This window comes from Baaleninema simplex PCC 7105 (genome assembly GCF_000332355.1).
GTDB lineage: Bacteria > Cyanobacteriota > Cyanobacteriia > Cyanobacteriales > Geitlerinemataceae > Baaleninema > Baaleninema simplex.
The window spans coordinates 210,626-223,061 of record NZ_KB235960.1 but is presented as its reverse complement, the minus strand read 5'-3'; the positions used below and the strand labels follow the sequence as shown (position 1 = coordinate 223,061).

General features: G+C 54.2%; 10 protein-coding genes. 7 read left to right on the top strand and 3 right to left on the bottom strand.

All coding sequences use genetic code 11. The features are described 5' to 3' along the window. The first annotated feature begins 36 nt into the window (after positions 1-36). Complete coding sequence (locus GEI7105_RS0124520; protein ID WP_017663042.1) at positions 37-465, top strand: hypothetical protein; 429 nt, start codon at positions 37-39, stop codon at positions 463-465. 43 nt (positions 466-508) lie between these two features. On the opposite strand, the gene GEI7105_RS0124515 is transcribed toward GEI7105_RS0124520, so the two are convergent. Both GEI7105_RS0124515 and GEI7105_RS0124510 read right to left on the bottom strand, forming a co-directional pair. Further along, complete coding sequence (locus GEI7105_RS0124515) at positions 509-2,230, bottom strand: hypothetical protein (protein WP_017663041.1); 1,722 nt, start codon at positions 2,228-2,230, stop codon at positions 509-511. 118 nt (positions 2,231-2,348) lie between these two features. Then, positions 2,349-2,651, bottom strand: coding sequence for a DUF3493 domain-containing protein (locus GEI7105_RS0124510; RefSeq protein WP_017663040.1), 303 nt, complete (start codon positions 2,649-2,651; stop codon positions 2,349-2,351). 213 nt (positions 2,652-2,864) lie between these two features. Here GEI7105_RS0124510 and GEI7105_RS0124505 point away from each other — a divergent pair, with 213 nt between their 5' ends. From GEI7105_RS0124505 to GEI7105_RS0124495, 3 genes are all read left to right on the top strand, one after another. Beyond that, the gene (locus GEI7105_RS0124505) at positions 2,865-4,136 is read left to right on the top strand and encodes an RNA-guided endonuclease InsQ/TnpB family protein (protein WP_017663039.1); all 1,272 of its coding nucleotides are present in this window, start codon (positions 2,865-2,867) and stop codon (positions 4,134-4,136) included. A 130-nt stretch (positions 4,137-4,266) separates the two neighbouring features. Continuing rightward, the gene (gene ilvB, locus GEI7105_RS0124500; protein WP_026097936.1) at positions 4,267-6,102 is read left to right on the top strand and encodes a biosynthetic-type acetolactate synthase large subunit; all 1,836 of its coding nucleotides are present in this window, start codon (positions 4,267-4,269) and stop codon (positions 6,100-6,102) included. A gap of 159 nt (positions 6,103-6,261) precedes the next feature. Continuing rightward, positions 6,262-7,854, top strand: a complete 1,593-nt coding sequence (locus GEI7105_RS0124495; protein WP_017663037.1) for a tetratricopeptide repeat protein — start codon at positions 6,262-6,264, stop codon at positions 7,852-7,854. A 65-nt stretch (positions 7,855-7,919) separates the two neighbouring features. On the opposite strand, the gene GEI7105_RS0124490 is transcribed toward GEI7105_RS0124495, so the two are convergent. Further along, complete coding sequence (locus GEI7105_RS0124490; RefSeq protein WP_017663036.1) at positions 7,920-8,792, bottom strand: hypothetical protein; 873 nt, start codon at positions 8,790-8,792, stop codon at positions 7,920-7,922. Between the two features lie 717 nt (positions 8,793-9,509). Between GEI7105_RS0124490 and GEI7105_RS0124485 the strand changes: the two genes are divergently transcribed. The 3 genes from GEI7105_RS0124485 to GEI7105_RS0124475 all read left to right on the top strand — a co-directional run bounded on the left by GEI7105_RS0124485 (position 9,510) and on the right by GEI7105_RS0124475 (position 12,365). Beyond that, the gene (locus tag GEI7105_RS0124485) at positions 9,510-9,866 is read left to right on the top strand and encodes an NAD(P)H-quinone oxidoreductase subunit M (protein WP_017663035.1); all 357 of its coding nucleotides are present in this window, start codon (positions 9,510-9,512) and stop codon (positions 9,864-9,866) included. A gap of 442 nt (positions 9,867-10,308) precedes the next feature. Further along, positions 10,309-11,703, top strand: coding sequence for a DUF2157 domain-containing protein (locus tag GEI7105_RS0124480; RefSeq protein ID WP_017663034.1), 1,395 nt, complete (start codon positions 10,309-10,311; stop codon positions 11,701-11,703). Continuing rightward, entirely contained in the window at positions 11,700-12,365 is a 666-nt protein-coding gene (locus GEI7105_RS0124475) for a GDYXXLXY domain-containing protein (protein WP_017663033.1), read from the top strand. The genes GEI7105_RS0124480 and GEI7105_RS0124475 overlap by 4 nt, the downstream gene beginning before the upstream one ends. Positions 12,366-12,436 lie beyond the last annotated feature (71 nt).

Here is a 12,436-nt window from a genome sequence, read left to right as displayed (position 1 = left end):
GGCGATCGCGCCATCGAACGGCATAATGCTAAAGCTATGACCCGACCGTCTCGATCGCAACCCAAGAAATCGCGCCGACGCGACAAATTTAAAGCCCGTTACACTGGAAAATGGCAAACGATCGCCCGCCAAACCCGAGAACTCGCCCGCGATCGTTGCGTTCTCAATCCCTTTCACAAAGCCGAAGCCGTCCACCATCTCCGCTATCGCGACTTCCGAGGTAAAATCGCCGGACGGGAAATTCCCGGTTGGGATGTGGTTCCCCTGTGTCGCCGCTGTCACGGCTCGGTTCACCGAAAACAACAGTGGTACAGCGACAAACGTAACCCTGCTTCCCACAACCGCCAACGCTGGCGATTTCTCTGGGATTTGCGCTTTCGGTTTTGGTTGTGGGTAGTCGTCTCCCGCATCTGGTGGATGGTTGGTTTAGCGGTTGCAGTGGCGCTGTGGTGGATATTGTTTTGATTGTCTCCCGACACTTCTCCAGTCGCAATTTATCGTAAATTTCTCAGAATTCTCCGTGTCCTCTGTGTCTCTGTGGTGAATTACCTACAATACAATTGCCCTCCAACACCACGAATCGATTCGACTCAAACACCGAGCAGCGATCGAGCTGCGATTGTAACGCTACCATTTGCCCCGCTTTCACCGATTCAAACACGTCTGCGACTGCTCGAACTAGCGGATCGTCCTTCATTTTCGACTCTTCAATTTTTTCGAGCCAATAATTTTGTTCTAAATACGCTTCCGAAAAATCGTTTTTGGCAACTACCCAATAATCGATATCGTACGATTTTACGATTTTTTGAATAAAATCTAAATTTGAACTATAATGAGCGCGAATGAGGTCGATCGCTCGTTTATTGATAGTTTCATAATAGCCGAGATGATAGGGAATTGCATATTCCATTCCCACCAAAATCGAACGTTGAGAAAACGTTGGAATATTATTAACTTCTCCATCAATTCCTGCCACGACACTATCTTTCGGCGTCGTCTTAAAAAAATCGTACAGTTCCACTTCAGGCGCTTCGTGATAGGCGGTTCGGAAGGAATCTGACAGCCAGAGCGGAGAGGCGAGAACTGAAAAAAGCAAAGCGACGGAGATCGTTTGCCCCAAAATTCGATAAACTTCCTTAAATTGAAGCGATCGCCGCCAAATTTCTCGGACTAAAATAACGATGGTAATTCCCGAGGCGATAGCGAACAAAACACGAAAACTATGGTGAGTATATCGACTAGGAAGATGCAGTTTAAATAAAAATAAATGTGCTAATAAAAACCACGACAATGCAGAAACAAGCAATTGCAGAAATACTTGAGATTGGCGCAGTTTTCTAACATCAAAAAATTGTTTTTTGAATTTCAAAAATACAGGAAATAACGCTCCAATCCACAACACTAACGGCGTTCGTCCCGGCAACAAACCACTGCGATCACCACTCAACCAAAAATAGAAACTATCCGAATAAAAAAACGCACTGCGCCCCTTCGGATAAAAATCCGCCGACTGCTGCGCCTGTTGCAACGTAACGACCGGGCCGAACTCGTTCGTCGCGAACACGAACGGTAACAGAACCAAAACCGCCGCCATACAGCCGACGAGGGCTAGGGCGATCGCAGACCGACGAAGGCGAAACCGAGGAAACTCGACGCCGTACAACGCCAAAACTCCCGCTTCCACGAGGACGTATTGCGGGTAAAACAACCCAGTGGCGACAACAGAAAGCGCGACGCTCCAAGTTTTTCGCCGCAGCAGAAAATATAAAAATGCCGTCAACAACGGATAAACAAACGCTCTCGGCGTTCCCGACACCAAATCGTCCTTCATCCACAGACTGAGGTTGAAAATTATAGCCGTACAGAATCCCGCCCAAGGTACGGGAAACAACTGTACCGTCGCGCCGAACGCAAACACCGTAGCGACGACCGCTAAAATCGGCGGTAAGAGTTTGTTGAAACTGAACGGATCGAGTCCCAACATCGACGCGGCACGGTACAATGCCGTATATCCAGCCGGGGCGACCGATTGAAAATAATCAGCGATGAGATCGTTGGGGAACAAGTCGCGATCGCTAAATCGCTGCATCCAAAAAACGTGCTGTCGCGCGTCGTCTTGAACCACATAAGCCCCGATCCCTTCGCGCACGACGACCGACGCCATCGCCAGGGATGCCACCACGCTCAAACTCAACCACAGCAACCTTTTTCGACGCAACCCTGACCACATAGGCGATCGTTTTTCCAACCCAAGAAACTGATAAACGTATCAATTTGAGGAACTGGCGAGGAACCCCTCACCAAATCGAGGGTTCGAGTTTTACCCTTCTCCCCCTCTCCCTTGCTCCTTACTCTCCCCCTCTCGTCCGCGATCGCGTTTCGAGGCGAACCAACCACACCATCAAGGCAATCACCCCTAACTGTAGAGCGAAATTGGGCAAATCCGAACTCAGGTCGCGCCCCGTCAGCGAACGCGCCAAGAATACCACCGCCCCGATAACTCCCGACGCAGCGAAGGCGAAGTACACGAACAGGCGCAAACCCCGATAGGGGGCTTTAGCCTCGGCAACCAAACGCTGATATTTTTCTTCACTGAGGTTGCGAGCGGCACGAGGGCGCTTTCCCGTCGGTTCGGACGTTCGATCGCTCATTATTTAAATTCTTCAACTCAAAAAAGACATTCGTTGTTATTTTATCGAGATTCCCGATAAACTTGAATTTATCTTAAATGTCCGTCGAACGTCGAACTTGACGTTAGCTCCCTCGGCGGGAAGACCCGCGCTGTATGCAAAGCATCAGCGGCGGCCGGGATAGCCGAGTCCTCGGTTTCGGGTAAAATAAACAGTAATAGCTAAACCGTCTAAATGACACTTCAAGCGTTTCGATACCGCTTTTATCCCACTCCTGAGCAAGAGTCCCTCTTGCGGCGGACGGTAGGGTGCGTGCGGCTCGTCTACAACAAAGCGTTGGCAGCGAGATCGCAGGCGTGGAAAGAGCGACAGGAGAAAGTGGGATATCGCGAAACCTCGAAGATGTTGACGAAATGGAAAAAAGAAGAGGAGTTGCAGTTTCTTGGGGAAGTCTCGGCTGTCCCGCTTCAAGAAGGATTGCGCCATCTCGATAAGGGATATGCCAACTTTTTCGCCGGACGCACTCAGTATCCCCGTTTCAAGAAGAAACGGAATGGGGGGAGTGCTTCTTTCACTAGATCGGCGTTTCGTTGGCGAGACGGTTCTCTGTATTTGGCAAAATGTCAAGTTCCGCTCGACATCCGATGGAGTCGTCAACTCCCTAAAGGAGCAGAACCCTCTACCGTCACGGTACGACTCTCTCCCTCGGGACGTTGGCACATCTCTATCTTGGTAGATGACAATACCATCAAACCGCTTCCCCAGTCCGAGAAAAGCATCGGTGTCGATTTGGGTATCACTCATCTTGCCATCACTTCCGACGGTGAAAAAGTGGAGAATCCCCGCCATTTGACGAAGCACTACAGACGCTTGAGACGCGCCCAGAAAGCCTTGTCTCGCAAGATGAAGGGTTCTCGAAATCGAGAGAAAGCGCGTTGTAAGGTTGCCAAAATTCACGAACAAATTAAAGATTCTCGGAGCGACTACCTGCACAAACTGACAACCCGCTTGGTGCGCGAAAACCAAACCATCGTGGTGGAAGACTTGTCGGTTAAAGGGATGGTGAGAAATCCCAAACTTTCCAAACACATCTGTGATTGTGCGTGGGGAGAGTTTGTTAACCAACTGGACTATAAATGCCAGTGGTACGGACGAACTCTCGTCAAGGTAGATAAATGGTTTCCGAGTAGTAAGTTGTGTTCGAGTTGTGGACACAAAGCTGATTCGATGCCGTTGAGTGTCAGAGAGTGGACTTGTCCGAAATGTAGGACGGTTCACGATAGGGACATCAACGCCGCAAAGAATCTCTTGGCGGTGGGACACACCGTTACAGCACGGACATCTCACGGTGGCGAACCGAGTTCGCCACCCGTGTCCTCCTGTGGAGCGAGTGTAAGACTTGAAAGACATCGTTCTGGAGAGCAACTGCGAAAAACCCCTGAGCGCACCGCCCTGAGCTTGTCGAAGGGTAGTCGAAGGGGAAAGAAGCAGGAACCTAAATCGTGAGGCTTCGCCGTGAGCGTCAGCCGAACGGTTTAGGAATCCCGCGCTATACGTGAAGCGTTAGCGCCGGGAGGATGTCAATAAACTGTTATTGTATTCATCCGTTTTTCGAGTATTTCGAGAGGTTCCTGTCGTGCAATTGCAAAGAGTGGCTGTCAAGCGCGTCACGGGCGCGTATGCCTTAATTGATAGTTTAAAGCGCCACGGCGTTCGACATATTTTCGGTTATCCCGGTGGTGCGATCCTTCCCATCTACGACGAACTCTACCGCTTTGAAGCGGCAGGAGACATACAGCATATCCTGGTGCGCCACGAACAAGGCGCTGCCCACGCCGCCGACGGTTACGCCCGCGCCACGGGTCAAGTGGGGGTCTGCTTCGGAACCTCGGGGCCGGGTGCGACCAACCTGGTGACGGGGATTGCTACCGCCCACATGGACTCGATTCCAATGGTGGTCGTCACCGGACAAGTGCCGCGCAACGCCATCGGCACCGATGCCTTCCAAGAAACTGATATTTTTGGCATTACGCTGCCCGTCGTCAAACATTCTTACGTGGTGCGCGATCCGGCTGATATGGCGCGGATCGTGGCCGAAGCCTTCCACATCGCCAGTACGGGTCGCCCCGGGCCGGTGTTGATCGACGTGCCGAAAGACGTGGGACTGGCCGAGTGCGATTACGTTCCCATCGAACCCGGTTCGTTGAAGCTGCCGGGATATCGCCCCACCGTCAAGGGCAACCCCCGTCAGATCGAACAGGCGATCGCCCTGATTCGCAATGCCGAACGCCCCTTGATGTACGTTGGCGGTGGCGCGATCGCAGCCGGGGCCCACGCCGAACTGTTGGAACTGGCCGAATATTTCCAAATTCCCGTCACCACGACGTTAATGGGGAAAGGAGCCTTTGACGAACAGCACCCCTTGTCTGTGGGAATGTTGGGAATGCACGGCACGGCTTACGCGAACTTTGCCGTGAGCGAGTGCGACTTGTTGCTGGCCATCGGCGCTCGCTTCGACGATCGCGTCACCGGAAAACTCGACGAGTTCGCCTCTCGCGCCAAAGTCGTTCACATCGACATCGACCCGGCCGAAGTGGGTAAAAACCGCGCCCCCAACGTGCCGATCGTCGGAGACGTGCGCCAAGTGCTGCTGGATGTGTTGCGCCGCCTCAAAGAGTTGGGCGTGGCCAGCGATCCCAGTCAAACTCAAGCCTGGCGCGATCGCATCGACCGATGGCGCTCCGATTATCCCCTGACCGTGCCTCGTTACGACGACATTCTCGCCCCGCAAGAGGTTATCGTCGAACTCGCCCGTCAAGCATCGGATGCCTACTACACGACTGACGTGGGACAACATCAAATGTGGGCGGCGCAGTTCCTGAAAAACGGTCCCCGTCAGTGGATTTCCAGCGCGGGGTTGGGGACGATGGGATACGGCGTTCCGGCTGCGATGGGCGCGAAGGTGGCCTTACCCGATCGTGAAGTCATTTGCATTAGCGGTGACGGCAGCTTCCAAATGAACTTGCAAGAACTCGGTACCATCGCTCAATACGGTATTAACGTGAAGACCGTAATTATCAACAACGGTTGGCAGGGCATGGTGCGTCAGTGGCAGCAAACTTTCTATGAAGAGCGCTATTCGTCTTCTAATTTGGAAGTGGGAATGCCCGATATCGAGTTGCTGTGCCGTGCCTACGGTCTCAAGGGCATCGCGATCGAGCATCGCGACGAACTCGAAGGCGCGATCGCGGAAATGCTGGCTCACGACGGCCCGGTGGTTCTCGACGTTCGCGTTCACAAAACGGAAAACTGCTATCCGATGGTGGCACCGGGTAAGAGCAACTCGCAAATGTTGGGATTGCCCGAACGAACATTTCTCGATCGAGCGGTCGAGTTGATGTACTGCCCCCACTGCGGCGCGAAAAACGCTTCGACTAACCACTTCTGTCCTGAATGCGGTACGAAGTTGTGATGGGGAGATGAGAGGTGATGGGGAGATGAGGTGATGAGGTGTATCTTCCTTGTCTCCCTTGTCTCCCTCCCATTCTCTAAGGGTGCGTCCACAACAGAGAGCGGAAGACGTACAATCGAAAACGTCGAATTTGTCGAATTATAAGGATAGGGACGGCGAATGCTTAGGCGGATCGTACAGGCGATAGCGAACTTTTTTCGGCGGCTGTTCGGGGGAAGCGCTCCCCAACAGGCAGACCGCGACGCCCTCGGTCAAACGCCTTTGAGCGATGCGGAATGCGAGTTTTATTTCTTGCAGCTTCTCGACGGTGTCAGTCAAGGATGGGATCGGGTGAAGATCGATCGCTTCTTTGACGCGCTGGCCGATCGCGCGTCGGAAGATCGCTGGATGGCGTGGTTGCGCCAGTTCGGAAACGCTCGGACTCAGGACGAAACGCCTCAAGTGGAGTTGGGGCGTCGGATGGTGCAGTTGAGCGATCGCAGTTCTCGACCCGTCGCGTTGTTGGCGGGAAACATCGGACACCAGTTGCTCGCTCGTTCCAGCGAACCCGAACGGTCTCGTCCCGCCGAACCCGAACGCTCCGATCGCTCGGAGGAGGTTTCCCCAGACCCTCGAGTGACGACGCCTTCCCCTACACCCGCCACGCGGGGAGAATCTCCGGACGAGGAAGCTCGCCGCTGGATCTCTCGTGGAAAAGAGCAGTTAAAAGGCGATCGCTTCGATGCTGCTTTGCTGGCCTTCGATCGCGCGTTGGCGTTAGATAACAACCTGATTCGCGCCTGGATCGGTCGCGGCGACGCTCTGGCCGAACTCAAACGCTCGTCCGAAGCCCTGGCCGCCTACGAAAAGGCAGCGGCGCTCGATCCGGAAAATGCCGATGTTTGGGGACATTTGGGAGATCTGCAACAGGAGCTAAAACAGCTCGAAGCCGCCCTCGCCAGTTGGGATAAAGCTTTAGAACTCAATCCGAAAGATATTCAAACGTGGATTAACAAAGGTGTGGCGTTGGGATTGGATTTAGGACGTTGGGAGGAGGCGCTGGCCGTCTGGGATAAGGCGCTCGATCTCGATCGCAACGACGCTCAAATTTGGTTCCGTCGCGGCGTGGCCTTCGGGGCGATGGAACGATGGGACGAAGCGGTTGAAAGTTGGGACAAAGCCCTCGAACTCGATCCCTATTTCCGCGATGCGTGGATTAATAAGGGAGTCGCCCTGCAAAAGTTAGGCCGTTACGAAGAGGCGATCGAAGCCAACAATCGCGCCCTCGGGTTGGATGCGGCCGCAACCGACGCCCCTCCAGCCGAACCGACGAAGGCGAAGGAATCGGAAACCCCAGCGGCGGCCGACGATCCCGAGCGAGTCGATACGTTATATCGCCAAGCCCTCCAGCAGTACGATGGGGGAAACCTTCACGCCGCGTTGAAATTCCTCGATCGCGCCCTCGACGCCGACGCCGATCGCCTCAAGGTTTGGCAGCAACGCAGCCGTATTTTACGGGAGTTGGGGCAGTTCGACGAGACCGTGACCAGTTGCGATCGCGGCTTGGAAAAATATCCGAACGATTTGCTGCTGCTGTGGACGCGCACCTTAGCGCTGCAACAACTGCAACGGTGGGAAGATGCCAACGCCGGTTGGGATAAAGTGTTGGAACTGCAACCGTCGGCGAAAGATGCCTGGATTCATAAAGGCATCGCCTTGGAGAAACTCGGTCGCTACAGCGAGGCGATCGAAGCGAACAAACGGGCGATGTAGCGCTCTTTTACCACAGAACGACAAAAAAGTCAATAGTATTTTCCCGTAAAATCTCGATCGCGAGCTTACTGGGGGGTTTGCTCGGCCTGTTGTTGAGCCACGCGACTGTTTTGGCGGTACACTTCAACGCGATCGGCCGCCGTCGTATAGCGAGGGTCGTCTGAGGGAACCTGCGCCATCAAATCCGCCGCTCGTTGCCATTTCGCCGCCAAATCGAGCCATTCAGCCCGAGTCGCCGCCGTTTGACCGTCGATCGAAGCTTGCTCGGCCAGACGAACCGCTTGCGTAAACGGATCGGGCGGTGCGGGAACTGTTGGCGATGGTGTAGGCGTTGGGGAAGTCGTTTCGGGAGGATCTGAGGCGGTCGATCGCGTCCGCTGGTACAGCCAGTTCAACCCGAACACGAGGAGCAAGCTCACCACGAAGCCAAAAATCAAGCCTTGTTGCAGGCGATCGCGCGGTCGCGTCGGCATCGAAACGGGAAGCTTTTTCGGAAGCGCTACTTTTCGGCGTCCTCGAGTCGATTTCAGACTGTCAACAAGCTGTGCGATCGGATTCGGTCGGCGTAACACGAGCTGTTGCGACCACAATAGCTGTTTTTCCGGGTCGCGTTCGATCTCCTCGAGCCAGAGCAGTTGTTCTTCCCGCGCGATGCGACAATTGAGGTTGACTCGGCGAATGTTGCGCGGTGAAATTTCTTCGAGGAGAGTGCGAACTTGTTCGACGACCTCCTCTGGTTCGATGCGATCGGCGTTCGGAGATTCGCATAAGAGCTGTAGCCATCCATCCGCAAACACCGCCCGCGTTCGCAGGCCAGACTCCGTCAGGTTGTCGTTGAGAACCTGTACGATCGCTGCAATACTACCTTGGCGGGCTTGTTGGACGATGTTATCGGCCGGGTCGACTCGATGAGACTGCCGAACGAACGGATCTTTCACACCGACTTCCTCAGTACTCTAGCTCAGTGACTCACTTCAGTTACAAGGTTGACATCCTCTCCCAGCAACCCTATCGGGTATGCAGGGAGATTCCCTGGTTCACACCAAGGATTTCCTGCTTCTCAACCTCTTGACTAGACTTGAACTCAGATAACTTCAAGTCCCCGCCAGAACGATTCCACAGGCTTTTTGTTTTACGTCCACTTGGTGCCCCCAAGCCGGACGGATCTGATTTTTGGTTTTGGGCTTTATGCTCTATACAGGAGGACACGGGTGGCGAACCGAGTTCGCCACCGTGAGATGTCCGTGTTGCCAGTGTCTTAACCGTTACTTCTGGGCTGCCTACTGGATGAGCTATCCGTATGTTTTCAGCGTGTTACCACCTTATCAATTATATTTGATTGCTCGTTTCGGCGCTATCCCCTTCTCTCGCTATCGCATTGTTCAGGGGACGCACCTCAACTCACCGCCGCTTCACCACCCCCTAACCGCTTCGCGGTATAGGCGGAGTACTGCGACGGATCTTGATAGACGCTTTGGGGCGCGATCGCATGAAGTTAGGGTCGGCGACAGCGAACCCGACAGCGGTTGAGCCAATATGTAACGCAGCTTTACAATAATGATGAAGTTGAGAGTGCCGTTTGCCCGAACCCTCTGTTCTCGCACCGGCCCGATCGATCGCCTATCTGTTTGTTTCGGAGACTTAAATTTTTAGCTATGTTTCTCAAATCGACAACACGCCACATTCGTATTTTCACCGCCGAAGTTGAAGAAAAAGACTTGGTTACGAACAATAACGTTTTAACCCTCGATGTCGATCCTGATAACGAACTGGTCTGGAACGACGAGGCGTTAAACGCCGTTTACAAGAAGTTTGAGGAACTCGTGGCGTCCTACGACGGCGAAGAGTTAACTGAATACAACCTCCGACGCATCGGCTCGGATTTAGAGCATTTCGTGCGATCGATGCTCTTTAAGGGTCAAGTCAGCTACAACCTCAACAACCGCGTTAACAACTACAGTTACGGTTTGCCCCGCGTGGACGAAAACGAAAACAAACTCTTGGGAGCTTAAGAGTTCCTGTGGGGGCGGTGCGCCTCTTTCAGGGAAGAGTTAAGAGTGTAGAGTAAAAGCGGTGCGTGACGCGGTGATATCCCATTAACCGGATTTCGGCCACCTTTTGGCGCCCGCGTCACAGTTGACTGTAAAAGCGGTGCGTGACGCGGTGATATCCCATTAACCGGATTTCGGCCACCTTTTGGCGCCCGCGTCACAGCACCCTACGATAACTGCTCGCTGTTGACTGTAAAAGCGGTGCGTGACGCGGTGATATCCCATTAACCGGATTTCGGCCACCTTTTGGCGCCCGCGTCACAGCACCCTACGATTTCTCATCTCATCATCTTCTCATCACCCCATCTGAGAACCAGCGGACGAAATGTCTACTCTCTTCTGACGCACTGACGATCGCGCCGCTATGGTAAAAACAAATCGTAGATGGGGGAGTTAGCATCCCGTGACTTCGGAAAAATTTCGCCGCCAACTGCGCCAAGAAGCCGAGCAGTGGTGGAAAGACGGGACGATCGACGCCGAACTATACGGTAAGCTGTCCGATCGCTATCGGTTTTCAGAACTCGAATCAGAAGCTCGCAGTCGCTTCACGACGATCCTCATCGGTTTGGGTGGCATCCTCCTGGGTTTGGGGGTTATCAGCTTCGTCGCCGCCAACTGGATGGTATGGTCGCGCGAGGTCAAGCTGACACTCTTATTAACGCTGTTCGTCGTCATCAACGCCGTGGGGTTTTACCTGTGGCGATCGCGCGATCGCGGTGGAACCCACAAACTCGGTGCGGCCTTGCTGCTCTTCGGGGGATTGGTTCTGGGGGCAAACTTAGCCTTAGTGTCCCAAATGTTCCACCAAAGCGGGCCGCTGTACCAACTCTTCTTTGCTTGGAGCTTCGGGGTGTGGCTGATGGCGGCCAGTTTGTCCTTGCCCGCTTTAGCGATTCTCTCCTCCTTACTACTCAGTATTGCTTACGTTCCCGGTATCTTCGACGCGGCAGAGGCCAGAGACTTTAACCTGTGGCATTTCGCCGCTCTCCATACTCCCACCCTCGCGCTCCTGTTGTGGGTTCCCCTCGCCTGTCGCTGTCGTTCCAACATTGCTTTCGGACTGACGGGCGTGTTAGTGTCCGGTGCGGTCTTCAGCAACATTGCGTTTTTAGGCGGTTGGGGTATCGAAGCGGCGATCGTTCTGCCACCAGCGTTGTTGTGGGCTTACAGCGTGCGTCCCCCGCGTCGGTTGCAGAGTCCCGCCTTCGATGCGATCGCCCGTAGCCTCGCCGTTATCGCGACAGCCAGCGCCTTCTACGTTCTGTCGTTCAACACCTGGATCTATTTCGAACTCGCCGATGTTGGCTTTCGACCGGAGTTGGGACGTCACGTCGCCATCGACAGTTTAATCGTCGCAGCCGTGACGCTGTGGTTGTGGGTGAGACTGTTCGATCGCCCCGCTCGTTTTCAGCCGTTCCAAGCGCGATCGCTCAACACGGGAATCGTCGCCTTAATGCTCCTCGCCAGCGGCGTAACGACGTACGTTCATTTACACCTGAAACCGCTGCCCGTTCTCGCTCCATTAATCTTCAACGTTTTACTGTTTTTCCTCGCCATCAGTGCCGTTCGCGACGGGTTGGGCTTTGCTAGTCGCCGCACCTTTTGGGGCGGGATGGTGCTGCTCGTCGTGGGAATCGTCACGCGGATGTTGGAGTACGATACGGGTCTTTTGTTGAAATCCTTCGTGTTTGCGGGATGCGGACTCGGCGTCATCGCCGCCGGACTGTGGTTCGAGCGCAACGTGCAACTCGAGCGCAACGCGTCTCGTTCTGATACCTTACCGGAGAAAACCTCGTGAAACCTCAATCTTCAACTGTCGTTCCCGACACGCAATCTCAACCCTCGTCGCCGCCCAAGCCCAAGATTTCCTGGTGGCGGTTGGGGATTCCCCTAGCTCTGCAAACGCTGTTAATTCTGGTCGTTCCCGCCCGCGACGCCTATACGATGGCTTATGGGACGCGCGTGGTGCTGCAAACGGCACCGATCGATCCCTACGATGTCATGCGCGGGTATTATCAAACTCTGCGCTACGACATTTCTCAACTTGAAACCTTGAAAAGCTTGCCGGGGGGCGATCGCGTGTTCGCAGATTACCGATGGGGCGATTCTTACGATTTTTACGTGGTGTTGGAGCCTCCAGAACCGTTACCTTCACAACCGACGTCGCCATCGCCATCGCAACCGCCGCGTCCTTGGGTTCCCGTGCGCGTGAGTGAGGAACGCCCCGAAACCCTCTCTGGGGAGCAAATCGCTTTGCGGGGACAATACCGTCGCGATCGAATTACCTACGGACTCGAAACGTACTATATGCCCGAACACCGTCGCGAGGAAATCAACGCCACCATCCGACAAATCCAGCAAGAAGCTCCCGAAGCCTTCGTGGTCGAAGTTAAAATCGACGATGGCGCTCGCGCCGTTCCCGTTAGTTTGTGGATACGCGATCGCAGCTATCAGTTTTGAGACTCCATCGGTTTCCGATAAGCTGGGTTTCAAAAAATCTCATCCCCCCTAGCCCCCTATCCCCCCTTCCC

Excerpts from the sequence above, each read along its gene's own strand:
- GEI7105_RS0124520 (WP_017663042.1), top strand. The coding sequence starts at position 37 with ATGACCCGACCGTCTCGATCGCAACCCAAGAAATCGCGCCGACGCGAC.
- GEI7105_RS0124515 (WP_017663041.1), bottom strand. The coding sequence starts at position 2,230 with ATGTGGTCAGGGTTGCGTCGAAAAAGGTTGCTGTGGTTGAGTTTGAGC.
- GEI7105_RS0124510 (WP_017663040.1), bottom strand. The coding sequence starts at position 2,651 with ATGAGCGATCGAACGTCCGAACCGACGGGAAAGCGCCCTCGTGCCGCT.
- GEI7105_RS0124505 (WP_017663039.1), top strand. The coding sequence starts at position 2,865 with ATGACACTTCAAGCGTTTCGATACCGCTTTTATCCCACTCCTGAGCAA.
- GEI7105_RS0124495 (WP_017663037.1), top strand. The coding sequence starts at position 6,262 with ATGCTTAGGCGGATCGTACAGGCGATAGCGAACTTTTTTCGGCGGCTG.
- GEI7105_RS0124485 (WP_017663035.1), top strand. The coding sequence starts at position 9,510 with ATGTTTCTCAAATCGACAACACGCCACATTCGTATTTTCACCGCCGAA.